Annotated in this window: 19 protein-coding genes, 2 tRNA genes and 3 rRNA genes; 5 read left to right on the forward strand and 19 right to left on the reverse strand. The window is 62.7% G+C overall.

Features of this window, described 5'->3' with window-relative positions:
• Positions 1 to 18: 18 nt before the first annotated feature.
• The 8 genes from can to ACM0M4_RS26355 all read right to left on the reverse strand — a co-directional run bounded on the left by can (position 19) and on the right by ACM0M4_RS26355 (position 7,006).
• Positions 19 to 666, reverse strand: a complete 648-nt coding sequence (can, locus tag ACM0M4_RS26320; RefSeq protein WP_003095021.1) for a carbonate dehydratase — start codon at positions 664 to 666, stop codon at positions 19 to 21.
• A gap of 61 nt (positions 667 to 727) precedes the next feature.
• On the reverse strand, positions 728 to 1,966 hold the full coding sequence (locus ACM0M4_RS26325; protein ID WP_031685043.1) for a C69 family dipeptidase: 1,239 nt from the start codon (positions 1,964 to 1,966) through the stop codon (positions 728 to 730).
• 197 nt (positions 1,967 to 2,163) lie between these two features.
• A complete protein-coding gene (gene rimI, locus ACM0M4_RS26330; RefSeq protein WP_003095025.1) occupies positions 2,164 to 2,616 on the reverse strand; it encodes a ribosomal protein S18-alanine N-acetyltransferase in 453 nt (150 codons plus the stop codon).
• The gene (locus ACM0M4_RS26335) at positions 2,613 to 3,305 is read right to left on the reverse strand and encodes a protein TonB (RefSeq protein ID WP_073647939.1); all 693 of its coding nucleotides are present in this window, start codon (positions 3,303 to 3,305) and stop codon (positions 2,613 to 2,615) included. Before ACM0M4_RS26335 ends, rimI begins: the two co-directional genes overlap by 4 nt.
• Before the next feature lie 259 nt (positions 3,306 to 3,564).
• On the reverse strand, positions 3,565 to 4,101 hold the full coding sequence (locus tag ACM0M4_RS26340) for a DUF6160 family protein (protein WP_003113522.1): 537 nt from the start codon (positions 4,099 to 4,101) through the stop codon (positions 3,565 to 3,567).
• Positions 4,102 to 4,131: 30 nt separating this feature from the next.
• Positions 4,132 to 5,151: a hypothetical protein gene (locus ACM0M4_RS26345; RefSeq protein ID WP_003095031.1), complete on the reverse strand. Its 1,020-nt coding sequence runs from the start codon at positions 5,149 to 5,151 to the stop codon at positions 4,132 to 4,134.
• A 1-nt stretch (position 5,152) separates the two neighbouring features.
• Complete coding sequence (locus tag ACM0M4_RS26350; protein WP_003095033.1) at positions 5,153 to 6,199, reverse strand: DUF6160 family protein; 1,047 nt, start codon at positions 6,197 to 6,199, stop codon at positions 5,153 to 5,155.
• 204 nt (positions 6,200 to 6,403) lie between these two features.
• Entirely contained in the window at positions 6,404 to 7,006 is a 603-nt protein-coding gene (locus ACM0M4_RS26355) for a hypothetical protein (protein WP_003095035.1), read from the reverse strand.
• Between the two features lie 284 nt (positions 7,007 to 7,290).
• On the opposite strand from ACM0M4_RS26355, the gene mksB reads away from it, so the two are divergent.
• The 5 genes from mksB to ACM0M4_RS26380 all read left to right on the forward strand — a co-directional run bounded on the left by mksB (position 7,291) and on the right by ACM0M4_RS26380 (position 14,795).
• Positions 7,291 to 8,589: an Mks condensin complex protein MksB gene (gene mksB, locus ACM0M4_RS26360; protein WP_003117421.1), complete on the forward strand. Its 1,299-nt coding sequence runs from the start codon at positions 7,291 to 7,293 to the stop codon at positions 8,587 to 8,589.
• Positions 8,579 to 9,274, forward strand: coding sequence for an Mks condensin complex protein MksE (gene mksE, locus ACM0M4_RS26365; RefSeq protein ID WP_003095041.1), 696 nt, complete (start codon positions 8,579 to 8,581; stop codon positions 9,272 to 9,274). The genes mksB and mksE overlap by 11 nt, the downstream gene beginning before the upstream one ends.
• A complete protein-coding gene (gene mksF / locus ACM0M4_RS26370) occupies positions 9,271 to 12,117 on the forward strand; it encodes an Mks condensin complex protein MksF (protein WP_003106141.1) in 2,847 nt (948 codons plus the stop codon). Before mksE ends, mksF begins: the two co-directional genes overlap by 4 nt.
• A gap of 111 nt (positions 12,118 to 12,228) precedes the next feature.
• Positions 12,229 to 13,236 (forward strand): iron ABC transporter substrate-binding protein, encoded by a 1,008-nt coding sequence (locus ACM0M4_RS26375; protein WP_003117420.1) that lies wholly within the window; start codon positions 12,229 to 12,231, stop codon positions 13,234 to 13,236.
• Positions 13,237 to 13,256: 20 nt separating this feature from the next.
• Positions 13,257 to 14,795 carry an ABC transporter permease gene (locus ACM0M4_RS26380; RefSeq protein WP_003161946.1) on the forward strand — a complete coding sequence of 513 codons (1,539 nt, stop codon included), beginning with the start codon at positions 13,257 to 13,259 and terminating at the stop codon, positions 14,793 to 14,795.
• An 80-nt stretch (positions 14,796 to 14,875) separates the two neighbouring features.
• Here the strand turns inward: ACM0M4_RS26380 and ACM0M4_RS26385 are convergent, their stop codons facing one another.
• The 11 genes from ACM0M4_RS26385 to pssA form a co-directional block, all read right to left on the reverse strand.
• Positions 14,876 to 17,182, reverse strand: coding sequence for a PqiB family protein (locus tag ACM0M4_RS26385; protein WP_003107435.1), 2,307 nt, complete (start codon positions 17,180 to 17,182; stop codon positions 14,876 to 14,878).
• Positions 17,175 to 17,795: a paraquat-inducible protein A gene (locus ACM0M4_RS26390; protein ID WP_003107436.1), complete on the reverse strand. Its 621-nt coding sequence runs from the start codon at positions 17,793 to 17,795 to the stop codon at positions 17,175 to 17,177. Before ACM0M4_RS26390 ends, ACM0M4_RS26385 begins: the two co-directional genes overlap by 8 nt.
• Positions 17,782 to 18,489: a paraquat-inducible protein A gene (locus ACM0M4_RS26395; RefSeq protein ID WP_023187661.1), complete on the reverse strand. Its 708-nt coding sequence runs from the start codon at positions 18,487 to 18,489 to the stop codon at positions 17,782 to 17,784. Before ACM0M4_RS26395 ends, ACM0M4_RS26390 begins: the two co-directional genes overlap by 14 nt.
• 146 nt (positions 18,490 to 18,635) lie before the next feature.
• A 5S ribosomal RNA gene (gene rrf / locus ACM0M4_RS26400) occupies positions 18,636 to 18,751 on the reverse strand.
• A gap of 143 nt (positions 18,752 to 18,894) precedes the next feature.
• Positions 18,895 to 21,785 (reverse strand): 23S ribosomal RNA (locus tag ACM0M4_RS26405).
• A 226-nt stretch (positions 21,786 to 22,011) separates the two neighbouring features.
• Positions 22,012 to 22,087 (reverse strand) — tRNA-Ala (locus tag ACM0M4_RS26410).
• A gap of 28 nt (positions 22,088 to 22,115) precedes the next feature.
• Positions 22,116 to 22,192, reverse strand: a tRNA-Ile gene (locus ACM0M4_RS26415).
• A gap of 64 nt (positions 22,193 to 22,256) precedes the next feature.
• Positions 22,257 to 23,792: ribosomal RNA gene (locus tag ACM0M4_RS26420) — 16S ribosomal RNA — on the reverse strand.
• Together the 16S, 23S and 5S rRNA genes with 2 tRNA genes alongside form the textbook arrangement of a ribosomal RNA operon.
• Positions 23,793 to 24,335: 543 nt before the next feature.
• On the reverse strand, positions 24,336 to 24,944 hold the full coding sequence (gene msrQ / locus ACM0M4_RS26425) for a protein-methionine-sulfoxide reductase heme-binding subunit MsrQ (protein ID WP_003100143.1): 609 nt from the start codon (positions 24,942 to 24,944) through the stop codon (positions 24,336 to 24,338).
• Complete coding sequence (gene msrP, locus ACM0M4_RS26430) at positions 24,944 to 25,957, reverse strand: protein-methionine-sulfoxide reductase catalytic subunit MsrP (protein ID WP_023115603.1); 1,014 nt, start codon at positions 25,955 to 25,957, stop codon at positions 24,944 to 24,946. Before msrP ends, msrQ begins: the two co-directional genes overlap by 1 nt.
• Positions 25,958 to 26,017: 60 nt before the next feature.
• Complete coding sequence (pssA, locus tag ACM0M4_RS26435) at positions 26,018 to 26,833, reverse strand: CDP-diacylglycerol--serine O-phosphatidyltransferase (RefSeq protein WP_003095061.1); 816 nt, start codon at positions 26,831 to 26,833, stop codon at positions 26,018 to 26,020.
• Positions 26,834 to 26,918: the final 85 nt, after the last annotated feature.

Consider the following 26,918-nt stretch of genomic DNA (forward strand, 5'->3'; position numbering starts at 1 on the left):
GAAGAGCTTCCGCCTCCCTCAGCAGCAACCGCCCAGCGGACTCAAGCGATACTGCGGCGGCAACTGGTCGAGGCCGCTGACGGTGACGTTAAGGTTTTTCCACAGGCCATCCTTGATCCCGTAGATGCAGCCATGCACGGACAGCGACTGGCCGCGGTGCCAGGCGTTCTGGACGATGCTGGTGTGGCTGACGTTGGCCACCTGCTGGATCACGTTGAGCTCACAGAGGCGATCGACGCGCTCTTCCTCGGTCGGCAACTGCTCCAGGTGCTCGCGGTATTCGTAGGCGAGGTCGCGAATGCTGCGCAGCCAGCCGTCGATCAGGCCGAGCTGATCGTTGTGCAGGGAGGCGCGCACGCCGCCGCAGCCGTAGTGGCCGGTGACCAGGATGTGCTTGACCTTGAGCACGTCGACGGCGAACTGGATCACCGACAGGCAGTTGAGGTCGGTGTGCAGCACGACGTTGGCGACGTTGCGATGGACGAACAGGTCGCCGGGCAGCATGCCGACGATTTCGTTGGCCGGCACCCGCGCGTCGGAGCAGCCGATCCAGAGGTACTCGGGGGTCTGCTGGCGGGCCAGCTTGGCGAAGAAGTCCGGGTCTTCCTGCTTGATCGCTTCGGCCCAGCGGACGTTGTTCTCGAACAGTTGCTGCAAGTCGCTCATGGCATGCCCCTCGTTTGACCGGTGCAGCACCTTACGGAAGGCGATGCCCGTTTGACAAGCGTCATAGCGCGGCGTGGCTACGCCACCAGCGCTGCTGCGCCAGCGGCTGCATGGCGACCTGATCATGCCAACAGGCGTGCCAGGCTGCGGCGTCCTCTGCCAGGCGCGGCCAGTCGGGCTGTTCGAGGTCGGCGAAGAGTTCCCGTTCCAGCCAATCGCGGCCGCTGCGCAGGAGCCGGCGGAAGGCACGGTCGGTGAGCGCGCGGCGGTGCACCGCCTCGAAGCGCCACCAGGGGGACTCCTGTACCGCCTCGCGCGGCTGGCTGAGCACGGCGGTGCCGGAGGCCGGATCGAAGGACAGCGGCTGGAACAGTCCCAGGCACGGCGCCGAAGTACCGGTGGCGGCCAGCAGCGGGCCGTCGTCGCGCAAGCGGGCGACCAGACTGGCGGTGGTCTGCGAAGGCCGCCAGAAGCTGCCGGCGTGCATGCATACCTGGCGGTTGTTGTGGCGGCGGAAGTGGTCACCGCGCGGGCCATGGTGGCGCAGCGCGGCGAACAGCGCGTGCCAGTCCGGCTCGCCAGGCAGACTGTCGAGGAAGCGCTGGTTGATCCGACAGCGCCGGTGCGCGCCGCCGACCCAGGGTAGCAGGCGGGTGTCGAAGACCCGCGCGAAGTGGAAGTCGCCGCGACCATCCCAGCAGCCCTGGCGGCGAGCCTGGTCCTCGAGGTCGCGGCTGCACAGGTCGAATTCGTGGCCAAGGGTCAGGGCGTTGGAGATGGCCCAGCGCTCGACCTTCTTCGCCGCCCACAGGTTGCCGGCGGTTTCCAGCACCCAGGCTTCGCCGGGGTCGGCGATGAGGAAGCTGTTGTCGTAGCGGATGCGCTTGTCGCGGTAGCCGGCCGGGCCGCCCTGGCCGTAACGCTGCAACAACCCGGTGATCACCTCTAGCGCCTCGCGGGCGCTGGCGCCGCGCTCCAGTCCCAGGCGCAGCAGGTCCATGCCGAGCAGCGCGGTGCCGCGCTGACGGGTCAGCTTGGTGAACACCGCTTCGTTGCCGATGGCCACGCCGTGCTCATTGACGCCCATTTCCGCGCCCCAGATCCAGCTCGGCTGGCTGATCACCAGCGCATGTCGCTGGGCGGTCTGGGGAATGTCGAGATAGGTGGTGCGCAAGCGCGCTTCCGGATCGTTGCGCACCGCCGGCAGGCGCAGCAGACGCTGCGGTTCGGCGGGCTCGCGGTCACTGTTCTTGGCGAACCAGGTCTGGCCCTGGTGGCGAAGGATCAGGGTGTCGCACATGGGGGCTCCAGTCTGCGCATCCTGCCACCGGCCGCTGTCGACCTGACTTCGCACTCCCGCGAAGGGTTACCGCATGAAGGGACCTGCCTGCGGTATGCAGGCGAGAATCGGAATGCTGGTAAGGGTACGGCGGTGCCAGAAGGCCAGCCAGCTACTCCAAGTGATAGCTAGTTGCCGGCAGGGAAGCGGAGCAAGCCTCAGTCGAACAGGGTACAGGCCATGACCAGGGCGTCTTCGCGCCCGCCGACGGCGGGGTAGTAGTCGCGACGGCGGCCGATCTCGTTGAAACCATAGCGTTCGTAGAGGCGGTAGGCGGCCTGGTTGGAAGCGCGCACTTCGAGGAAGCATTCGCGAGCCTGGTGGCCGGCCGCCTCGCGCATCAGGTGTTCGAGCAGGCGCAGACCGAGGCCACGCCCCTGGCTTTCGGGCTTCACCGTGATATTCAGCAGGTGCGCCTCGTCGAGGATGATTTGGATGACGCCATGGCCGACCTGCTGGCTACCCTCGAACATCAGCCAGCAATGGTAGTTCTTCAGGCCTTCGCTGAAGATGCCACGGGTCCAGGGGTGGCTGAAGGCGGCATATTCGATTTTCAGCACGGCATCGAGGTCCGCCTCGGTCATCGGGCGGAAGGAAATCGCATCGCTCATTGAATCTCGCTCGACCAGCGCTGACGGACACGGCGCATGGCGCGCCACAGCTCGCCCTTGAGGGCGGGTTCTTCCATGAGGGCTTCCAGGCCCGGCACGGCCCAGGTTGCGCCCAGACCGTCCACCTGCAGTTCGCGGAACAGGCTGCCCTCGTCGCCCTCGCCGGCGAAGCGGATCGCCGGCAGGCCGACCAACCACAGGCAGCGGCTACGCTCGCTCTCCTCCATGCGCGCGGCGACGAAGCTCTGGACGAACTCCAGGGCCGCCTGCGGCCCCTGGTCGAGATTGCCGCGCGCCAGCAGCGGCCAGCGTACCGGTTCGCCGATCAGCCGCGGGCTGTCCGGCAGGCCGGCGGCGCGCAGCAGGTCGCGCAGCAGCAGGTAACCCGGATCGCGGCTGGCGAAGGGTTCGCCGGTGGGCAGTTCGACCAGCAGGGTGCAGGAGCCCGCCTGCAGCAGTTGCAAGGCGAAGCGCGGCGGCGGGGCCTGGACCGCCGGCGGCTCGGCCGGGGCCTCTTCGACCGGCTCGGCTTTCTTCGCCGCCGGGGCGCCCGGCTTCGGCAGGCTGATCGGGATCCCCCGGCCTTCCACGGGCGCGGCGGGAGCCACGCTCGGCGCGCTGGCCGGCGCCTCGGCTTGCGGGACGCGGGCCTGCGGCGCATCGATCGCGGCGCGCGCACGCACAGGCACCGCCGGCTCTTCCCGGGGCGGGGTCTCCAGCAACTCCGGCCGCGAGGGTGCGGCGAACGGCAACGGCTGGCGGGGCAGCCAACTGGTTATCTGCATCGCGCCCAGGAAGGCGCGGCGACGCTGTTCTTCGATCAAATCTCGGGCACCGGCAATTAGGCGATGCGCGGGGACGGTTTCGCCCCCGGCGTTCAGGCAGGCAATGATAGCGGTTCTTCGACCTCGGCGGAGCGGCTTTGTCCCGCCATGCGACGGTTCGCCCTCAACGCGGGGCGACGGTGAAGATATTGACGTTGCCCTGCAGCTTGAGGGTGCCGTCGATGCGTGCGCTGACCAGGTTGGTCTGCACCAGCCCGGGATCGGTACCGCGCGCCTTGTTGGCGCCAGCGATGGTGAAGCTCAGGTCCTGGAAGCTGGTGTCCTTCAGGCCGACGCGCAGCACCGGGCGGTTGAAGGCGGCGCCGTCGCCGCCGAAGCCGTCCTTGATGGTCACCACGTCCAGGGTGACTTCGTCGAAGCTGAACTTGCCGCTGATATCGTCGATCACCAGGTAGTTGTTGCCGCTGCCGGCCGGCTGGATCGCCAGGCGCGCGCCGCAGCCGCCGGCGCAGCGCGTCTGCGAAGGATTTTCCTGGAGATTGAGCGAGGCGCTGATGCTGATCCCGGCCTGGCCGACCACGTCGTCCAGATCGCTATCGCCCAGCGAGCGCAACTCGGCCCCGGCCGAAGCGCTGAACAGCAGCGCCAGCGCCGCGAGGATGCCGATGCCGCCTGCCAGTGGATGAGTCTGCTTGGCCATGTGCTGCGTACCTCGTTTCGCGCCGCCACCTCAGAGGTTGTGCGACGTCACCTTCAGGTAGTTGAAGCTGAGCCCGGATATCTCGTTGCGGCCCATGTTGTAGCCGCCGGTCGGTACCTGCCCGTAGCCTGGCCGGGTACCGCCGATGTTGAGGTTCTCGATCACCAGGCTGGTGCGCGGCGCATTGGCGTAGAAGTCGGCGGCGTTGGCCAGGGTCAGCTTGGGCAGTTCGAAAGTGAAGTTGCCGTCGGCGGTGACCGAGAACAGCAACGGCTGCGACTTCCCGTAGCCAAGCGCGACGCTGGCATAGGCGTTGGTCAGGTAGACGGTGCGCGCGGCCTGCTCGGCGGCGCTGACGCAACTGGGCGAGCCTGCACCGCAGGACATGATCTCGAAAGTCTTGGCGTAGAGGTTCAGGCGCATCTCGCCAACCAGTTGGCTGCGCGCGTTGGCGCCCCAGAAGCGCAGGTAGGACCCGTCCATCGCCAGTTCGGAGAAGTCCAGGTTGAGCACATCGGTGCGCGTGGAAGTGACGCCGAAGTCGAAGCGGATGCCGGCGTCGACCTTTTCGCTGGCCCGACTCGAGCAGTTGCTGCCGGCACCGGCGTAACCAGCGATGCACGGCTGGCCACCGGCGCCGCTCACCAGGCTGGGGAAAGCCAGCTCGATCACGTCCGCGGTGTCCGGCAAGGTGCTGACCACCCGCCCGTCGTCGAGCTGGGTGGTCAGCACCGAACCCTTGGCCAGATTCAGCTTGAACGGGAAGTTGAGACGGCCGAGAGTCACCGGCGCCAGGGTGCTGCCCTTGTTGCTGCCAGTGGCGGCGACGTACAGCTCCTTTACCGTGATCGGCACGTTCTGCCCGGTGGCGGTGTTGGTCACGCCATTGATCGCGATGGTGGCCTTGTTGCCGTCGACCATGGCGCTGTCGAGGACGAAGCCGATGCCGGCGCCCTGCACGTCCGACAGTTGCTCGTCGTCGAGCGCTGTCATCTCGGCATGGGCGAAGGGGGCGGCCAGCAGGGCCGCGAGCAGGCAGGCGCGACTCATCTCAGCAGCCCTTGTTCAGGCCGCCCAGGCAGGTGTCCTGCCGTGGAATGCCATTGAAGGCCTGACCGAAGTCGACCTTGATTGGCGCCGTTCCATCGGCGTTGCGCGACATGTTGAGGAAGGCACCGGCCAGCGCGGCGACCAGCTTGGAGGGATCCTGCTGGTCGCGCCACTGGACGTTCTGGCTCTGCATCGAGATGAAGAAGCCTTTCGACGAGTCGATGAAGTTCTGCGCGTTGTTCGGATCCACGGTGCCGATCGGGAACGACTGGTACTGGGCCAGGTTGAAGCAGGTCTGGGCGCCCATCAGCTTGCAGTCGTTGGAGGTGAGGAAGGGCAGTAGGACGTTCACCAAGCTGCCGATGATGGTGCTGTCGTGCATGTCCAAGGCTGTGCCGTTCTTCAGGCCGATCATGGCAGCGCGGATCGGGTCGGGGTTGCCGGAGCTGTTCACCAGTTCGGCCTGGGCGGTGTATTGGGAACTGCCGGTGAGGGTGATGGCGGTCTTCGCCGCCAGGCAGTCGAGGGCCAGCAGGCCGCAGGAAATGCTGCCGCCCAACTGGCTGCCGGTGCCGTACAGGTCCACCGGCACGTTGCCGGTGAGGGTCTTGATATCGCCCGAGAGGTAGCCCTTGGCTTCGCCGAAACCGATACGGATGCCGACCATCTTGCTGCCGTCGTAGGCGAACTCGATGTAGGGATTGCTGATGAGGAACGGGTTGATCGCGCCGGTGGCGTCGTTGACCGTGCCCAGGGCGAAGTTGTCGATGGCGATGTCGGCACTGCCGGCAAGCTCGCCGCTGCGGTTGTACTGGCCCAACTGCAGCTTCTTCATGTTCAGTTGGGTCTCGATGTCGGCGCCGAAGTTGATGCGGGTGAAGTTCAGTCCGTTGGCGGCGTCGGTAGTGAGGTTGATGAAGGCCTGGCCGACCACGTCGGAAAGCTGGTCGTCGTCCAGCGACTCCATCCTCGCCTGGGCGGTGGCAGCCAGCAGACCGGCGCCGCAGAACAGCGCGCAACGCAGCAGGAAGGGCAGACGACGGGACATGGGCTCACCTCTTGTTCTTCTCGTGGCCGACGGCAGAGACACTGCGACCTGTAGTCACTATAGAAAGCCCCGGGCGAATCGGGGCCGACCCATAGTCGAGAAAAAACGCCGAACGACGCGGTCGCAGCGCTCGCTGCAGCGGATGAGCGGTCGCTCGGCCAGGATGGATGTTACCCATCGTCACACGGGGGTAACGTCAGCCCTTCACTGCTGGCGGAACAGGCCGATCAGATGGTCGGCGATGGCGCCCTTGATGGCGTTGAGGCTGAGCAGGGAGTGTGCGCTGAGGCGGGCGGGGTTGATCCGGTGCAGGTGCAGCGAGGGCATGCGCGCTTCGTACTCGCGCAGGTCGCCCTTGACCAGGATCGGCAGGAACACGTCGTCGTGAGCCTGGTAACGCTGGATCAGCAGTTTCAACCCTTCCTGGAACGGCAATTCCTTCGACGCCACCAGGCGGTGCTCGCCGGGAATCTTCAGGTAGAGCCCGCGATAGCCCATGGTCTCGCCCGGCAGGATATGGATCCCGGTGGGCTCCACCGCGGCCAGCGGGATATCGTGGAAGGTGTCGTGCCAGGCCTGCTCGCTGGGCAGGATGGTGATGCCGCCATGGTCGCTCTCGGGAATCACGAAGCTGTAGTTGCTGTAGAGCTTCTCGACATAGGCCGAGTAGATGCACAGGCGGTTCTCGAAACGTTTGAGGAAGGCGATCGCCTCGCTGCGGTTGGTGATGGCATCCAGGTCCCAGGCAAGGTCACCCTGGTTCTGCAGTTCGGCCCAGCGGGCCTCGGCGTAGGCGGCGTCGTTCAAGAGTCGGCATTCATTTGGAATAGACAGGCCAGGGGACTTCAGCAGAAAGCGTGCCAGCCCCTGGAAGCCCCATTCCCCGGACCAGGCGGGGCAGGAAAGTCCTTACGCAGTCATAAACTGCCGCTTTTCGACACTTCGGTGATAGCCAGATGCCATCCACCGATACCGGGCCCGTACCTGCGCCGCAGACGTGTCGACGGCCTGCATCGCACTCATCGGCGGCGTCTGCGTCGCCCGTGCCTTTGCAGTACAATCGGCGCTTTTTCCACGGACCGGCCCTCCCGATGATCGACCCCCGACGCGTACTGCGTGCGCTTGCCGAACACTGGGCCCTGCTCGAGCCTCTCTGCGAGCGCTTCGATGCCGGCACCCTGAGCCTGGCGGAACTGCGCAGCCAGTTGAACACCCAGTTACCGGAAAGCAACCCGGCGGAAATCACCGCCCTGCTCGACCAGTGGATCCGCCTGGATATCCTGGTCCCGGTGGCCAAGAGCCCCAACCGTTTCGAGCTGAACGCGCAGATCCACGACTTCCTCGCCTACCTGCGCCACGAGCATCGCCTTGGTCTGTGCCTGGAGATCGAGGCCTACCTGCGCCATCTGGAGCGCCTCGCCGGGTACATCCAGGACGCCTTCGAGACCCGCGACAGCCAGGACCTGGCGCGCCAGCTGCGACTGCTCGACATGCGCGTGCGCGATGTACTGAAGAAGCTCGGCAATGACGAGCAGGCACTGATCGGCGTGGCCGAGCGGGCCAAGACCAGCGACCGGCAGATTCCCCTGGCGCAGCGCTACGCGGAGGTCCTGGCGACCTGGGACGAGTACGTCGAGCCGATGATCCAACTGGTCAGCGCCGACGGCGCCTTCGAGCAGGGCGTGCGGCGGGTCGAACAGGTCCTGCTGCGCCTGCTCGGCGAACAGCAGCGCCTCGGCCACCTGGTCGACGACGACCTGGTGCTGCGCACCCACGCGCGCATCCTCGAGATGCAGACCAACGCCCAGCTGACCTTGCGCCGCGCCCGCGAATTATTGCTGCCGCTGCGCGAGGAAGCGCGCCGGCACAACGCGGTGACCCGTGGCGCCGCCCTGGCGCTGGCGGCGATCCGGCGCAAGGGCCTGGATGCCGTGCCGCAGGCGGCGATGCCGCTATTCACCCGGCCGCAGAGCACCTTCCTCGGCACCGCCTCGCAGGTCGAGAGCTACGTCTTCGCCCTCGCCCGCTTCGAGCCGAAGCCGGCGCAGTTCCCCAAGTCCAGCGGCACGCGCAAGAGCAACGGGCCGACGCGACCACCGCGGACCGCGCGGGAAATGATCGAGCGCTGCCAGGCGGCGCTGCCGCTGCCGGACCTCATGCAATGGCTGCTGGCCCAGGAACCGGACGGCGCCACCGACGAGTTGCTCTACTGGTTCTCCCGGCTGTCGCGCGACGCGCGCTTCCAGCGCGAACGCCTGCAACGCCGCGAGTACGAAACCACCGAACATTGCGTCAGCCTCTGCTCCTTCGCCCTGAACCCCGCCGCCAAGGACAAGGGCCAGGCCAGGGACGCAGACACCCTTTCCGCGAGCGAAACCCATGCATCTTGATCTCTCCGAACTGACCCAGCTCGCGCCGATCTTCCGCGAGCTGTTCAAGGGCTACCACATCAGCCACCGCGACCCCGAGCTGTACACCCAGCTGTCCTCGCACCAGGACCAGTACCGCGGCCTGTTCCGCGCCATGGGCTTCGAGCTGGTCTGCGACACCCGCGGCTTCTACTACTTCGTCCCGGAGCAGGTCGGCGCCCAGGTGAACAAGACCGCCCAACGCCTGGCGCTGTTCACCTTCATCCTCGTCGAACACCTCGCCGACCAGGGCCGCGACCCGCTGTCCGTGCTGGACGGCGGCAGCATCGGCCGCGAAGAGCTGCCGCCGCTGCTGGAGAAATACCGCGACCTGTTCCTCCAGGCCGAGGTGCAGACCCAGGAAGAACTGGAAGAGAAGGTCATGCGCCGCCTGACCCAGCTCGGCTTCGCCTCCGAGGACAGCGGCGTGTACCGCTTCATGCCGCCGATGCACCGTTTCCTAGACGTCTGCCTGTCGGTGCAGCAGGACCGCAACCTGTCCGCCAGCCTGCACGCCGACCTGCCGTTGCAGACGCCGGTGCTGGTCGATGACGGCGAGATCGAACCGCTGATGGCCAGCGACGAAGAATTGTCCGAAGAGAGCGAGGAAGACGCCCTCGCCCGCGCCATCGCCGAAGAACACGCGCAACAGGAGGCTGACGCATGAGCCAGACCCGCTACGGCATCCGCCGCTTCGCCCTGCTCAATACCGCCGGCTACAGCCTGGGTATCTTTCCGCTGGAAAACCCGCTGTCGATCTACGGCGCCAACAACCTGGGCAAGAGCGCCTCGATCAACGCCCTGCAGTTCCCGATCCTTGCCCGCCTGTCGGACATGAGCTTCGGCAAGTACAGCATGGAGCAGTCGCGGCGCTTCTACTTCGCCTCGGACACCAGCTACATCCTCCTCGAACTGATGCTGCCCCACGGTCCGCACGTGATCGGCGTGGCCGGGCGCGGCCCGGGCGGCGGCTTCGGCCACCAGTTCTTCGCCTACGCCGGCGAGCTGAGCCTGGACCACTACCAGAAGAACGGTACCTGCCTGCGCCAGCGCGAGCTGTTCGCCAACCTCGAGCGCGAAGGCATCAAGGCCTACGAGGTGAAGCCGGAAGAGCTGCGCCGCCTGCTGGTCGGCGGGCACACGTCGATCCCGCTCGACCTGACCATGATCCCGCTGCGCTCCACCAGCGAGCAGAGCCTGAAGACCTTCCGCTCGCTGTTCATCAACCTGCTGCACATGCGCGAGATCACCGCGGCCAAGCTCAAGCAGCTGTTCCTCGACGCCTTCGAGCACAGCCTGCGCTCGGGTAATGTCGACTACATCGCCGCCTGCGAGGAGGCCTTCCGCGACGTGCGGCGGATGGAGCAGGACTACCAGGCGCTGGTCGCCGCCGGCCCGCTGGTGGAAGCCCTGGCCAACGGCGTGACCCAGCGCGACGTACTGCGCGGCAAGATGCACCGCCTTTCACCGCTGCTCGACAGCCTGCTCGGCACCTGGCACGACTACGCCGGGGCGCGCCGCGAGGAACTGCTGATCCAGCACGAGCAATACCGCGCCGAGCAGGACGGCCTGCAGAACGAACAGCGTGGCGGCACCCAGGAGCTGATGCGCCTGGAGCGCGAGATCGCCGGCATCCAGCGCTGGCTCGGCGAGCTGTCGGTGCTCAAGACCCGCTTCGCCCTGGTCGACGACGCCAAGGTCCTCGAACAACAGCTGCTCGCCGCCAAGGATGCCCACGACGAACTGGCCGGCGCCCTGGCCCATTCGCGGCAGTTCTCCAGCGAAGACCTGGAAGAGCGCCTGCGCGACCTGGAAAAACGCCTGAAGAACGTCCGCCAGCAGCTCGAACACGCCGACAACAACAGCTACGCACGCCTGCGCGAGGAGTTCAGCCAGCAGGACGTGGAACGCCTGATGCGTCTGTTCAACGGCGCGCTGTTCAGCCTGCCGCTCGGCGAGAACGGGGTGAACCTGGATGACGGCGACGTCTGGGTGAAGAGCGTCGAAGCCATCCTCGACCACTTCAAGGGCGAGCATTTCGAGGCTCCCGGACTGAGCATCGACCTGTCGCACATCGAACCGCCGGCGTTGCAGGCCCTGGCCGACCGCGCCGCCCTGCGCGACCAGAAGGAACGCCTGGAGAAGGAGCTGAAGCAGCTCAAGACCCAGCAGAGCGTCGCTGCCGACCGCGCCGCGAGCAAGGCCCAGGCGGAGAAGCTGTACCAGGACGTGCTGGATGCGCAGAAGGCCCTGGAAGACTTCCGCCGCACCCAGACGCTGACCGCCGAGGAGCCCGAGAAGCTCGCCGAACTGGCCCAGCTGGAGGCGTCCCAGGACGAGCTCAAGCGCTCCAGCGACGCCTTCGCCGAGCGCGTCCAGCAGCTCTCCGCGCGCCTGCAATTGGTGGCCCGGCAACTGGGCGACCTGGAGGCCAAGGAGCGCACCCTGGAAGATGCCCTGCGCCGCCGCCAGCTACTGCCGGCCGACCTGCCCTTCGGCACGCCGTTCATGGAGCCGGTGGACGACTCGCTGGACAACCTACTGCCGCTGCTCAACGACTACCAAGACACCTGGCAGGCGCTGCAGCGCATCGACGGGCAGATCGAGGCGCTGTACGCCCAGGTGCGCCTGAAGGGCGTCGCCAAGTTCGATAGCGAAGACGACACCGAGCGCCGCCTGAAGCTGTTGATCAACGCCTACGCGCATCGCCAGGACGAGGCCCTGACGCTGGCCAAGGCGCGCCGCGCGGCGGTCACCGACATCGCCCGGACCCTGCGCAACATCCGCAGCGACTACGACAACCTGGAACACCAGTTGGCCCTGTTCAACCGCGAGATCAACAAGCGCCAGGTTTCCAACCTGCAGAGCTTCCGCATCGTCCTCGCGCCGAACAAGGATGCGCTCAAGCACATCGACCAGATCATCCACAGCGCCGGCCAGTACGAGGAAGGCGAGAACCTCTCGGTGTTCGACCTGACCCAGAGCGCCGAGCAGGACGCGAAGAACGAGGAGGCCAAGGAATACCTGGCCCGCCTGGTCGCCGCCAACCACAACCAGTTGGGCCTGAAGGACCTGTTCGAACTGGCCTTCGAGATCACCAAGGTCAACGGCCAGCCGATCATGCACACCGACATCGACGGCGCCGCCTCCAACGGCACCACCATGACCATCAAGGCGCTGACCAACATGTACCTGTTGCTGCACCTGATGGACCGCGAGCAGGCCGGGCGCGTGCGCCTGCCCTACTACCTGGACGAGGCGGCGGACATCGACGAGCGCAACCAGGCCGCGCTGCTGGAGACCAGCCTGCAACTGGGCTTCGTGCCGATCCTGGCGAGCGTGAAGCCGCAGGTTTCCGCACACGTGGCGATCGACCTGGAAGGCGGTAGCGGCCCGAACGGCATCTATATCGACGAAGCGGACTGGAAATACATCCGTCGCCGGGATGCCGCCGCCAGCGGCGAAACCCGCGCAGCCAGCGAGCCGGAGGAAGCCGGCGAACCGGCGTGAAGCGTCTGCCACGGCCCTGCCTGACAGGGCCGTGGACTTTTCCGATAGGCCCGAGGCTCCCGCGAAGATATAATTGGTTACATTCGCATTTGTAACCCACGGGGAGAATCCATGCCTGTTCGACTTCTCAACCGTTTCCGCCACGCCGCCCTGGCGTGCCTGCTCGGTTCGCTTTCCCTCAATGCGGCGGCCGATCCCGTCACCCTTACCCTCTACAATGGCCAGCACGCCGCCACCGGTATCGCCATCGCCAAGGCCTTCCAGGACAAGACCGGCATCCAGGTGAAGATCCGCAAGGGCGGCGATGGCCAACTCGCCAGCCAGATCACCGAGGAAGGCGCGCGCTCGCCGGCCGACGTGCTCTACACCGAGGAATCGCCACCGTTGATCCGCCTGGCCAGCGCCGGCCTGCTGGCCAAGCTGGAGCCAGAGACCCTGGCCCTGGTCGAGCCGGAGCACGCCGGCGGCAACGGCGACTGGATCGGCATCACCGCCCGCACCCGGGTACTGGCCTACAACCCGAAGAAGATCGACGAGAAGGATCTGCCGAAGAGCCTGATGGATCTTTCCGATCCGTCCTGGTCCGGCCGTTTCGGCTTCGTGCCCACCAGTGGCGCCTTCCTCGAACAGGTCGCCGCAGTGATCAAGCTCAAGGGCCAGGAGGAAGCCGAGGATTGGCTGACCGGCCTGAAGGCCTTCGGCTCGATCTACACCAACAACGTCACCGCCATGAAAGCCGTGGAGAACGGCGAGGTCGACATGGCGCTGATCAACAACTACTACTGGTACACCCTGAAGAAGGAAAAGGGCGAGTTGAACTCGCGCCTGCACTACTTCGGCAACCAGGACCCGGGCGCGCTGGTCACCGTCTCCGGCGCCGCGGTGCTCAAGTCCAGCAAGCACCCCAGGGAAGCCCAGCAGTTCGTCGCCTTCATGCTCAGCGAGGAAGGCCAGAAGGCGATCCTCAGCCAGTCCGCCGAGTACCCGATGCGCAAGGGGATGCAGGCCGATCCGGCGCTGAAGCCGTTCGCCGAACTGGCCCCACCGAAACTGACCCCGGCCGATCTGGGTGAGGCCAGCGAGGCCCTCAGCCTCGAACGCGACGTTGGCCTGAATTGATCGGCGCCGCCTCCACGCCCGTGCGCCTGCGCACGGGCTCGCGCCGGCGAACGCCATTCTGGCTGCTCCTGCCGGTCCTGCTCCTAGCCCTGCTGGCCAGCCTGCCGCTGCTCTACGTCGCGGCCAAGGCCTGGGACGCCGGCTGGCACAGCGCCTGGCAACTGCTCTGGCGCCCCTACGTATTCCGCTTGCTGGGCAACACCCTGTGGCTGATGTTCGGCGTGACCCTGCTCAGCGCCCTGCTCGGCCTGGCCCTGGCCTGGTGCGTGGAGCGCAGCGACCTGCCGGCGCGGCGCTTCTGGAACGTGGTGCTGTGCCTGCCGTTCGCCATCCCCGCCTTCGTCAGCAGTTTCACCTGGGTTTCGCTGAGCCCGATGTACGAAGGCCTCGGCGGCGCCATCCTGGTCATGACCATGTCCAAGTATCCGCTGGTCTACCTGCCGGTAGCAGCGACCCTGCGCGGCATCGATCCTTCCCTGGAGGAGTCGGCGCGGATGCTCGGTCTGTCGCGGCGCCAGGTGTTCCTGCGGGTCACCCTGCCGCTGCTGCGCCCGACCCTGGCCGCCACCGGACTACTGGTGGCGCTGCACATGCTGGTGGAGTTCGGCGCGCTGTCGATCCTGCGCTACCAGACCTTCACCACAGCCATCTACCAGGAGTTCGAACTGGAGTTCAGCAACGCCACCGCGGCGATGCTCTCCTCGGTACTCCTGGCACTGTGCTTCCTGCTGCTCTGGCTGGAGTTGCGCATGCGCGGCCGCGGCCGCCTGGTACGCACCGGCCAGGGCAGCGCGCGGCGGGCCGAACGGGTCCGCCTGGGGCTTGGCAAGTGGCCGATCCAGGCGCTGCTGGCGACGCTGGTGCTGGTCGGTACCGGTATCCCCCTGGTGATGCTCGGTTATTGGCTGTACGAAGGCTCCTCGGCCAGCTTCCCGCTGATGGAAATCGCCTCGACCCTGCTTTCCTCCCTGTCGCTGGCCTTCGGCGGGGCCCTGCTCAGTTGCCTGCTGGCGCTGCCGGTAAGCATCCTGGTGGTGCGCTACCCCGGCGCCCTGGCGCGCTGGACCCAGCGCCTGCCGTACCTGCTGCAAGCGTTGCCGGGACTGGTGATCGCACTCTCGCTGGTGTACTTCTCGCTGCACTACCTGCCAGCCACCTACCAGACCACCGGCTTGCTGCTGGTCGCCTATGCCCTGCTGTTCATGCCGCTGACCCAGGCACCGATCCGCGTGGCCCTGGAAAAGGCCTCGCCGCAGTTGGAGGAAGCCGCCCGCACTCTCGGCCAGACGCCCTTGATGGCCTTCCTGCGGATCACCCTGCCGATCATCTCGCCGGCCATCGGCGCCGGCTTCGTGCTGGTGTTCCTCGACACCATGAAGGAACTGACCGCCACCCTGGTGCTAGGTCCCACCGGGCTGTCGACCCTGGCCACCTCGGTCTGGGTGCACACCGCCAACCTGGAGTACGCTGCCGCCGCACCCTACGCCGCGCTGCTGATCCTGATCTCCGGCTTGCCGGTGTACCTGCTGACCACCCGGGCGCATCTCAGCACTCACTGACACCCACTTCCCAGCAGGCAGGCATGAACGAAAACGCCGCTTACCCAGGTAAGCGGCGTTTCTTTTTGCCGGTCCGACAATCAGCGGCGGGCGGTTTCCTTCAGAGGAATCTTCGGCGCCCACTCCAACCATTCGTCATTGGCCGAATCGAACAGGGCGAAGGTCTGCCCCGGCTTGGCGGGCTCGCCCATCTGCGCATTGTTCGGGGTGGCGAAGGCAATGCCGCCCTCCATCAGCGCCTCCATCGACTCGGTGCGTAGCGACAGACCCTTGAACAGGCTGGCGTCGACGCCGAAGCCGCTGGCATTCCAGAAACGGCTGCCGGTACGCACCAGCGGTACGTAGCGCGGTTCGATGAGGATGCTGATCAGCACCCGGTCGGCCTGTTCGCCCAAGGCCAGGTCGACGACCTTGCCCACCGGGATCTGCCGGTAGGTCACCAGGTTGCCCGGCTTGATCGAGCCCTTGCGCGGCGCACTGAGGGTCAGCCGCAGGCCGTTTTCCCGACCCAGCAGGTTGGGTGCTTCGGCGAGAGTCTGGAAGCGTGCCTGGCGCTCGCCCGGCGTGCTCGACGGCAGCGCCTCGATATAGGGGCCGCTGACCAGGGTTCCGAGGTTCTCGGTACGCAGCAGGCCGAGCGCCGGACGCACCACCCAGAAGCGGGTTCCGCTGCGGGCGACGCGCTCGCCGGCGGAAGTCAGGCGGGCCTTCATCAGTACCCCGGAGAGGTCCGGGTTCAGCTCGACGCTTTCGATCTTGCCGATGTCCAGGCCCTTGAAGCGGATCGGCGTGCCTTCGCGCAGGCCGTCGGCATTGTCGATGCTCAGCTGGATTTCCACGCCACGGGCCATCGCCGCCTCCTCGCTGTCGAAGAGGGTGAAGCGACGCACCTTGGTCACGGTCGGCGCCTTCGGATCGAGGGTGTCGAAGGAAATCCCGCCGGTGATCAGGGTCTGCAGCGACTCGCTCTTCACCTGCACGCCGCTGAGGTTGCCGGTCAGGGTGATCCCGCTGGAGTTCCAGAAGCGCGTCGAGGTATTCACCAGGTGCGCGTACTCCGGCTCGATGTGCACACCCACCACCACTCGCTGGCGGTCGCGCGACAGCTGGTAGCTCTGCACGCTGCCGACGCGGACCTGGCGGTAGAGGATCGGCGCGCCGATATCGATCGAGCCGAGCTTGTCGCTGGTCAGCACCAGGTGCAGGCCGGGCGCGTCGGTGTTCAGCGGCGGCGCTTTCGGGCGGATGGTGAACTCGCGACTCGGCGCGCCGCTCTTGGCGAAGCGCACATCGATGTAGTTACCTTTCACCAGGGCCTCGAGGCCGGTGATGCCGGCCAGGGAGATGCTTGGCTTGACGGTCCAGAATTCGGTGCCTTCCAGCAGCATGTCCTCGACCCGCGGATCCATCGCCAGGTCGGCAGTGGCGCTGCTGTAGTCCTTGCCCATGTCGATCGACTTGACCAGGCCGACCTGCACGCCGTTGAACATCACCGGGGTGCGCCCTGGATCGATACCACTGACGTCGTTCATCTTCAGCTTCACGCGCAAACCGGCCTGGGCCGCGTCGTAGTCGTCGTACAGGCGGAACGGCTTGCTCGGATCGGTCGGCGGGCTGTCGGTGCGGTTCTCCGGGGTAGAGAAGGCGATACCGCCGGCGACCAGGGTCAGCAGCGACTCGCTGTGCACCTTGAAGCCGGACAGGCCGCCGGAAATGGAGATGCCGCTGGCGTTCCAGAATCGCGTGTGCTTGCGCACCAGGTCGGCGTAGGCCGGCTCGATGTGCACCTTGATCTCGATGGTCCTCTGGTCATCGCCTAACTGGAAGCTCTTCACCTGGCCGACCTGGATCTGCCGGTAGAACACCGGGCTGCCCTGCTCCAGGGAGCCCAGGCGATCGGCCTTGAGGGTCAGGTGCAGGCCGGGCAGCTTGTCGGAAAGGGGTGGCGGCTCCTTCAACGCGGTGAAGTAGCGTTCTTCCTTCTCGCCCTTCACCGGATCGACCGCGATGTAGACGCCGGAGACCAGGGTTTCCAGGCCGGTGACGCCAGCCAGGGAAACCCGCGGCTTGACCAGCCAGAAGCGGGTGTCCTTGCTCAGGTACTCCTGGGCTTCCTTCTTGATCTCGATGGTCGCGACCACGCCCTTGATGTCCTTGCTGACATGCAGGTCGGTCACCTTGCCCACCGAGATGCCCTTGTACAGCACCTCGGTCTTGTTGGCCTGGATCCCGTCGCCGCTCTCGAAGCGAACCTGGATGTCCACGCCAGCCTGGTCGAAGGCACGCCACGCCAGCCAGGCACCGATGGCCAGGGCCACCAGCGGCAGCACCCAGATCGCCGACCAGTTCGAGGTCTTGTGTTTCTTCGGACTTGGCAGATCACTCATTCTCGTCATCCAGATTGGTGTTGTCCCAGATCAGCCGGGGGTCGAACGTCACGGCGGCGAGCATGGTGAGCACCACCACGCTGGCGAAGGCGGCGGCGCCGAGGTTGGCCTCGATGCTCGCCAGGTTGCCGAAATTCACCAGCGCCACGAGGATGGCGATGACGAAGATATCGAGCATCGACCAGCGCCCGATCCATTCGATGAAGCGATACATCAGGATACGCTGGCGGGCCGACATCGGCTGGTGCCGCTGTACCGAATAGAGCAGCAGGGCGATGCCCACCAGCTTGAAAGTAGGAACCAGGATACTGGCGACGAACACCACCATGGCGATGGGGAACATGTCGGCATGCACCAGTTCGACCACGCCCTCCATGATGGTGGCAGGCATTCCGCTGCCGAAGAGGTTGACCGTCATGATCGGCAACAGGTTGGCGGGTATGTAGAGAATCGCCGCGGTGATCAGCAACGCCCAGGTGCGCGTGAGGCTGTTTGGGCGCCGGGCGTGCAGCACCGCACCGCAGCGGCTGCAACGCGGATGCTCGTCCCCGTCGGCGCGATTCAACTGGTGGCACTCGCCGCACACCAGGATTCCGGCATCAAGCGCGCGCATCGTCGTCCTCGCCGCCCAGCGCTTCCCATACCTGGTGCGGCGACATGGTGACCTCCAGCCAGACCTGGGTGAACAGCAGCGCCACGAAACAGGCCAGGCCGATGCCCAGGCTGAGGTCGGCCATGTCGATCAGCTTGACGATGGAAACCAGGATACCCATGAGGTAGACCTCGAGCATCCCCCACTCGCGCAGATGGTGATAGCCGCGGTAGAGCAGCATGCCGATGTGACGGGCGATGCCGAAACGCACGCTGATCATCACCAGCAACTGGCAGAGCAACTTGACCAACGGGATCACCATGCTGCACAGGAATACTAGGATGGCGACGCCCTGCATGCCACTGTCGTAAAGACCGAGCACTCCCGTCCAGACCGTATCGCTGCGGGTCTGGCCGAGCAGGCTGAGATTCATGATCGGCAGGAAATTGGCTGGGATATAGAGAAATAGCGCCGTCAGAACCAGCGCGAAGCAACGGCGTTTCCATTGATGGCGATGCGCGGCCAACTCGAAACCGCAGCGCGGACAATTGGCTTTCTCGCCCGGTCCCAGGGGTTCCCGGCGCATCAACAGATCACACTCATGGCAAGCAACCAGTTCTTCCAGGGGAAGATCCTGCAGGCCACGGACATCGGTATCGGACATGAATGAGCTCGGCTGGATTTGTCGGCTATTGTAGACGAGCGCACAGTGCAAATCGCGTCTCCCATGCCCTCGGAAGTACGCCGCCCGGCAGCTCTCGAAGTTTTTCGATTACCGTCCGCAGCGCTGCTGGCTTGCCACTTTTCCGCGCGCAAAAGCAAAACCCCTGGTCATCGCTGACCAGGGGTTTTGGGATAGGAGCTTGACGATGACCTACTCTCACATGGGGAGACCCCACACTACCATCGGCGATGCGTCGTTTCACTTCTGAGTTCGGGAAGGGATCAGGTGGTTCCAACGCTCTATGATCGTCAAGCAATTCGGTTGGATATCCGTTCGCTTGGGCTTACGTCTATCCGGATTCAGGTATGTGATTTCAAGGTGTTTGCGGTTCATGCGAACTTTCGGTTCGTCGACTTCACCTTACAACACACAATCGTCAGATTGTTTGGGTGTTATATGGTCAAGCCTCACGGGCAATTAGTACTGGTTAGCTCAACGCCTCACAACGCTTACACACCCAGCCTATCAACGTCGTAGTCTTCGACGGCCCTTCAGGGGAATCAAGTTCCCAGTGAGATCTCATCTTGAGGCAAGTTTCCCGCTTAGATGCTTTCAGCGGTTATCTTTTCCGAACATAGCTACCCGGCAATGCCACTGGCGTGACAACCGGAACACCAGAGGTTCGTCCACTCCGGTCCTCTCGTACTAGGAGCAGCCCCTCTCAAATCTCAAACGTCCACGGCAGATAGGGACCGAACTGTCTCACGACGTTCTAAACCCAGCTCGCGTACCACTTTAAATGGCGAACAGCCATACCCTTGGGACCGGCTTCAGCCCCAGGATGTGATGAGCCGACATCGAGGTGCCAAACACCGCCGTCGATATGAACTCTTGGGCGGTATCAGCCTGTTATCCCCGGAGTACCTTTTATCCGTTGAGCGATGGCCCTTCCATACAGAACCACCGGATCACTAAGACCTACTTTCGTACCTGCTCGACGTGTCTGTCTCGCAGTCAAGCGCGCTTTTGCCTTTATACTCTGCGACCGATTTCCGACCGGTCTGAGCGCACCTTCGTACTCCTCCGTTACTCTTTAGGAGGAGACCGCCCCAGTCAAACTGCCCACCATACACTGTCCTCGATCCGGATCACGGACCAGAGTTAGAACCTCAAGCATGCCAGGGTGGTATTTCAAGGATGGCTCCACGCGAACTGGCGTCCACGCTTCAAAGCCTCCCACCTATCCTACACAAGCAGGCTCAAAGTCCAGTGCAAAGCTACAGTAAAGGTTCACGGGGTCTTTCCGTCTAGCCGCGGATACACTGCATCTTCACAGCGATTTCAATTTCACTGAGTCTCGGGTGGAGACAGCGCCGCCATCGTTACGCCATTCGTGCAGGTCGGAACTTACCCGACAAGGAATTTCGCTACCTTAGGACCGTTATAGTTACGGCCGCCGTTTACCGGGGCTTCGATCAAGAGCTTCGCTTGCGCTAACCCCATCAATTAACCTTCCGGCACCGGGCAGGCGTCACACCCTATACGTCCACTTTCGTGTTTGCAGAGTGCTGTGTTTTTAATAAACAGTCGCAGCGGCCTGGTATCTTCGACCAGCCAGAGCTTACGGAGTAAATCCTTCACCCTAGCCGGCGCACCTTCTCCCGAAGTTACGGTGCCATTTTGCCTAGTTCCTTCACCCGAGTTCTCTCAAGCGCCTTGGTATTCTCTACCCGACCACCTGTGTCGGTTTGGGGTACGGTTCCTGGTTACCTGAAGCTTAGAAGCTTTTCTTGGAAGCATGGCATCAACCACTTCGTCATCTAAAAGACGACTCGTCATCAGCTCTCGGCCTTGAAACCCCGGATTTACCTAAGATTTCAGCCTACCACCTTAAACTTGGACAACCAACGCCAAGCTGGCCTAGCCTTCTCCGTCCCTCCATCGCAGTAACCAGAAGTACAGGAATATTAACCTGTTTCCCATCGACTACGCTTTTCAGCCTCGCCTTAGGAACCGACTAACCCTGCGTCGATTAACGTTGCGCAGGAACCCTTGGTCTTTCGGCGTGGGTGTTTTTCACACCCATTGTCGTTACTCATGTCAGCATTCGCACTTCTGATACCTCCAGCAAGCTTCTCAACTCACCTTCACAGGCTTACAGAACGCTCCTCTACCGCGTCACTTACGTGACACCCGCAGCTTCGGTGTGTGGTTTGAGCCCCGTTACATCTTCCGCGCAGGCCGACTCGACTAGTGAGCTATTACGCTTTCTTTAAAGGATGGCTGCTTCTAAGCCAACCTCCTAGCTGTCTAAGCCTTCCCACATCGTTTACCACTTAACCACAACTTTGGGACCTTAGCTGGCGGTCTGGGTTGTTTCCCTTTTCACGACGGACGTTAGCACCCGCCGTGTGTCTCCCATGCTCGGCACTTCTGGGTATTCGGAGTTTGCATCGGTTTGGTAAGTCGGGATGACCCCCTAGCCGAAACAGTGCTCTACCCCCCAGAGTGATACATGAGGCGCTACCTAAATAGCTTTCGAGGAGAACCAGCTATCTCCGAGCTTGATTAGCCTTTCACTCCGATCCACAAGTCATCCCCTACCTTTTCAACGGGAGTGGGTTCGGTCCTCCAGTCAGTGTTACCTAACCTTCAACCTGCTCATGGATAGATCGCCCGGTTTCGGGTCTATACCCAGCGACTAAACGCCCTATTAAGACTCGCTTTCGCTACGCCTACCCTATACGGTTAAGCTTGCCACTGAATATAAGTCGCTGACCCATTATACAAAAGGTACGCAGTCACCTAACAAGTAGGCTCCCACTGCTTGTACGCATACGGTTTCAGGTTCTATTTCACTCCCCTCTCCGGGGTTCTTTTCGCCTTTCCCTCACGGTACTGGTTCACTATCGGTCAGTCAGTAGTATTTAGCCTTGGAGGATGGTCCCCCCATGTTCAGACAAAGTTTCTCGTGCTCCGTCCTACTCGATTTCACTTCAAAGATCCTTTCGCGTACGGGGCTATCACCCACTATGGCCGCACTTTCCAGAGCGTTCCGCTAAAATCAATGAAGCTTAAGGGCTAATCCCCGTTCGCTCGCCACTACTAAGGGAATCTCGGTTGATTTCTTTTCCTCAGGGTACTTAGATGTTTCAGTTCCCCTGGTTCGCCTCTTGCACCTATGGATTCAGTACAAGATACCTAGGTTATCCTAGGTGGGTTCCCCCATTCAGAGATCTCCGGATCAAAGTCTGTTTGCCGACTCCCCGAAGCTTTTCGCAGGCTACCACGTCTTTCATCGCCTCTGACTGCCAAGGCATCCACCGTATGCGCTTCTTCACTTGACCATATAACCCCAAGCAATCTGGTTATACTGTGAAGACGACATTCGCCGAAAATTCGCGCTTGAACTCGCAAATTTTACCTTGACTTGAATGATCACCAGTGAAAGAGATCATTCAGTCTTACTTCTATCACATACCCGAATTTTTAAAGAACAGTTCTGGTGCAAAGACCAGAAATCAATGTTCATCCACGAACATTCATTTCTGAGCTTTCGACGATTGTTTTAGATGGTGGAGCCAAGGAGGATCGAACTCCTGACCTCCTGCGTGCAAAGCAGGCGCTCTCCCAGCTGAGCTATGGCCCCGTATCGGATCACGCAGCACACCAACAATTGGTGGGTCTGGGCAGATTCGAACTGCCGACCTCACCCTTATCAGGGGTGCGCTCTAACCAACTGAGCTACAGACCCAATCGTCTAACCAGTGAATCAAGCAATTCGTGTGGGAGCTTATGAAGAAGCTGAGATCTTCGATTAAGGAGGTGATCCAGCCGCAGGTTCCCCTACGGCTACCTTGTTACGACTTCACCCCAGTCATGAATCACTCCGTGGTAACCGTCCCCCTTGCGGTTAGACTAGCTACTTCTGGAGCAACCCACTCCCATGGTGTGACGGGCGGTGTGTACAAGGCCCGGGAACGTATTCACCGTGACATTCTGATTCACGATTACTAGCGATTCCGACTTCACGCAGTCGAGTTGCAGACTGCGATCCGGACTACGATCGGTTTTATGGGATTAGCTCCACCTCGCGGCTTGGCAACCCTTTGTACCGACCATTGTAGCACGTGTGTAGCCCTGGCCGTAAGGGCCATGATGACTTGACGTCATCCCCACCTTCCTCCGGTTTGTCACCGGCAGTCTCCTTAGAGTGCCCACCCGAGGTGCTGGTAACTAAGGACAAGGGTTGCGCTCGTTACGGGACTTAACCCAACATCTCACGACACGAGCTGACGACAGCCATGCAGCACCTGTGTCTGAGTTCCCGAAGGCACCAATCCATCTCTGGAAAGTTCTCAGCATGTCAAGGCCAGGTAAGGTTCTTCGCGTTGCTTCGAATTAAACCACATGCTCCACCGCTTGTGCGGGCCCCCGTCAATTCATTTGAGTTTTAACCTTGCGGCCGTACTCCCCAGGCGGTCGACTTATCGCGTTAGCTGCGCCACTAAGATCTCAAGGATCCCAACGGCTAGTCGACATCGTTTACGGCGTGGACTACCAGGGTATCTAATCCTGTTTGCTCCCCACGCTTTCGCACCTCAGTGTCAGTATCAGTCCAGGTGGTCGCCTTCGCCACTGGTGTTCCTTCCTATATCTACGCATTTCACCGCTACACAGGAAATTCCACCACCCTCTACCGTACTCTAGCTCAGTAGTTTTGGATGCAGTTCCCAGGTTGAGCCCGGGGATTTCACATCCAACTTGCTGAACCACCTACGCGCGCTTTACGCCCAGTAATTCCGATTAACGCTTGCACCCTTCGTATTACCGCGGCTGCTGGCACGAAGTTAGCCGGTGCTTATTCTGTTGGTAACGTCAAAACAGCAAGGTATTAACTTACTGCCCTTCCTCCCAACTTAAAGTGCTTTACAATCCGAAGACCTTCTTCACACACGCGGCATGGCTGGATCAGGCTTTCGCCCATTGTCCAATATTCCCCACTGCTGCCTCCCGTAGGAGTCTGGACCGTGTCTCAGTTCCAGTGTGACTGATCATCCTCTCAGACCAGTTACGGATCGTCGCCTTGGTAGGCCTTTACCCCACCAACTAGCTAATCCGACCTAGGCTCATCTGATAGCGTGAGGTCCGAAGATCCCCCACTTTCTCCCTCAGGACGTATGCGGTATTAGCGCCCGTTTCCGGACGTTATCCCCCACTACCAGGCAGATTCCTAGGCATTACTCACCCGTCCGCCGCTGAATCCAGGAGCAAGCTCCCTTCATCCGCTCGACTTGCATGTGTTAGGCCTGCCGCCAGCGTTCAATCTGAGCCATGATCAAACTCTTCAGTTCAATACTGCTTGGGTTTTGAGAAAACCCTAAACTTGGCTCAGCAATCGCATTCTCTTAAAAAGAGATAAAACTCTCGAATTCACGAGTGTTACTTGCGCTGCTGATAATCTTGCGATCACCAGTCTTACATCACAAGCACCCACACGAATTGCTTGATTCGACTTGTTAAAGAGCAGTTGGCCAAGGCTTTCGTCTCAACCGAGGCCGCGCATTCTACAGCAACCTCTCGTTCCGTCAAGCGTTATTTTCGAAAATTTTCTTTTCTACTCAACCGCTTGCGCCGACCTTCAAACTATCTTCCAATCAGCGGGAGGCGCATTCTACAGCGTTCAAATTCGCTGTCAAGCACCTCGATGAAGCTTCGTTTCGACCCCCTTTCGGGACCGAACCGCTGCGGCGAACAACCTGCCGGAGCGCTTCACCACCCCCTGGAAGAGAATCCGTAAACCCTTGATTTTCAAGCATTTACTCTTCGTCGTCGCCGGGAGTGGTGCGCATTATAGGGAGATAGAAACTGGCGTCAACACTTATTTGAAACTTTTATTACGAAACACCGGGACGAGTTCGAAGCCTGGGCAGGCGGCGAGCGATCGAGGGTAGCCGCAGCAGCATGAGCGACGCACCAACCACAGCGTACAGGGTCCACTCCTCCAGGTCTGCCCGCACCACCCAGAGCATATGCAGCAAGCCGAGCCCAAGGATCAGGTAGACCAGGCGATGCAGCTTCTTCCAGCGACTACCGAGCTTGCGCATGGCGAAGCGGTTGGAAGTGATCGCCAACAGGAACAGGCAGATGAATCCAAGCATTCCCACGATGATGTAGGGACGCTTGCTCAACTCGATGCCCAACTGCCCCCAGTCCAACCCCAGGATGAACACGCAGTAAGCGCTCAGGTGCAGCAGCACATAGGTGAAGCACCACAACCCCAACTGGCGACGCACGGCAATCCAGCCCGGCCAGCCGCTCAGCTTCTGCAGTGGCGTCATCGCCAGGGTGAGTAGCAGCAATACCAAGGCGCCCAACCCTAGTCGATCGACCAGGGTCTTGCCTGGGTCAGGTCCGAGGGCAAAGATCCAGGCTTGGTACAACCACCAGGCCGGCACTGCCAGCGCCCCCAGGAATACCGCAAGGCGCAGATACCAGTAGCGCATCAGTAGTACTTCCTCAGATCCATGCCGCTATAAAGGGAAGCGACCTCGCTCCCGTAGCCATTGAACATCTGCGTATCCCGTACATTGGGGCTGAACAACCCACTGGGCAGGCGCCGCTCGCGAGCCTGGGACCATCGCGGGTGGTCGACCTGCGGATTGACGTTGGCATAGAACCCGTACTCGTTGGCGGCAATGCTTTCCCAGGTGGTCTTCGGCTGCTCACGGACCAGACTGATACGCACGATGGACTTGATGCTCTTGAAGCCATACTTCCACGGCACCACCAGGCGCAACGGCGCGCCATTCTGGTTGGGCAACAGCCGCCCGTACATGCCCACCGCCAGAATTGCCAGGGGATGCATCGCCTCGTCCATGCGCAAGCCTTCCATATAAGGCCAGTCGATCACCGAGAAACCGGAGCGTTGGCCGACCATCTGTTCCGGACGCTGCAGGGTTTCGAAACGGACGAACTTCGCCTGCCCATTGGGTTCGACCCGCTTGAGCAGGTCCGCCAGGGGAAAGCCCAGCCAAGGGATCACCATCGACCAGGCTTCCACGCAGCGCAGCCGATAGATGCGCTCTTCCAGTTGGTAGGGTTTGACGAAATCCTCGAGGGCATAGGTACCCGGCTTGCCGACCTCGCCGTCGATCACCACCGACCAGGGCTCGGTCTTCAGGGCCGAGGCGTTTTCCGCCGGGTCGCCCTTGTTCGGCCCGAATTCGTAGAAATTGTTGTAGTGGGTGGCGTCCTTGAATGGCGTGATCGCCTCCCCCTGGACATCCACCGCCTGCCAGCGGGTCTGCGGTAGCTTTTCGGCGAACCAGCCCGGCGCCGGCACCGGCTCGACGCCGGTATAGCGCTGTTCGTCGGCAAAGCCCAGGCGCGGCAGGCCGCTGGCCAGCGCCAATCCGGCGAAGGAAGCACCGAGCAGACGCCGACGGGACAGGTAGAGGGTTTCGGACGTGACTTCCGACTCGGAACAGTCGGAACGGGAGGGAATCTTGATCAGCATGACGGGCTCCGCAATGACCAGCTTTGTGCCAGTAGACTACGGAGCCCGTTGGAAATTACATCAGCTCGGCTGCTTCCGGCGACGCAGCTGCAGCAGGTATTGCACAGGACCGGAGGCCGCGTAGGCAAGGAACAGCAACAGGAGGATGCGCGGCGGGTCGGTAAAGACCACGGCGAAGGCCAGCACCACGATAAGGATCGCCACGAACGGCACCCGGCCGCGCAGGTCGAGATCCTTGAAGCTGTGGTACTTGATGTTGCTGACCATCAGCACACCAGCGGCGGCGACCAGCAGGGCGACGAGGAAGGCAACCTTGGCGCCCTGGATCTCGAAATCGCTGAACGCCCATACCGTGCCCGCCACCAGCGCCGCGGCGGCCGGACTGGCCAGGCCGATGAAATAGCGCTTGTCGGCCTTGCCGACCTGGGTGTTGAAACGAGCCAGACGCAGGGCGGCGCCCGCAACGTAGATGAAGGCGACCATCCAGCCGACCTTGCCGAGGCTGCCAAGCGCCCATTCGAAGGCGACCAGCGCCGGCGCCACACCGAAGGCGACCATGTCCGACAGCGAGTCGTACTCGGCGCCGAAGGCGCTCTGGGTGTTGGTCAGGCGAGCCACACGGCCGTCCAGTCCATCGAGGACCATGGCCACGAAGATAGCGATGGCGGCGTTGGCGAACTGGCCGCTCATGCCATTGATGATGGCGTAGAAGCCGGAAAACAGGGCCGCCGTGGTGAACAGGTTGGGCAGCAGGTAGATACCGCGGTGACGAACCTTCCGCCCTTCAGCGTCGTGCCCTTCTTCTATATGTTCGTCGATGGGCAGCAGGCTTTCTTCGTCGGAGGCCTTGTTCGGCTCCTCGGGACGTTCACTCATGGACAATTCCTTGGGAACTGATGGGGTACGAATATGCCGGCAGCACTTCTGACTAGGAAGACAACTCCGCCGGCCCAGGCTTTAT

The sequence above is a fragment of the Pseudomonas sp. 18-147 genome, from assembly GCF_051048045.1.
Lineage (GTDB): Bacteria > Pseudomonadota > Gammaproteobacteria > Pseudomonadales > Pseudomonadaceae > Pseudomonas > Pseudomonas aeruginosa.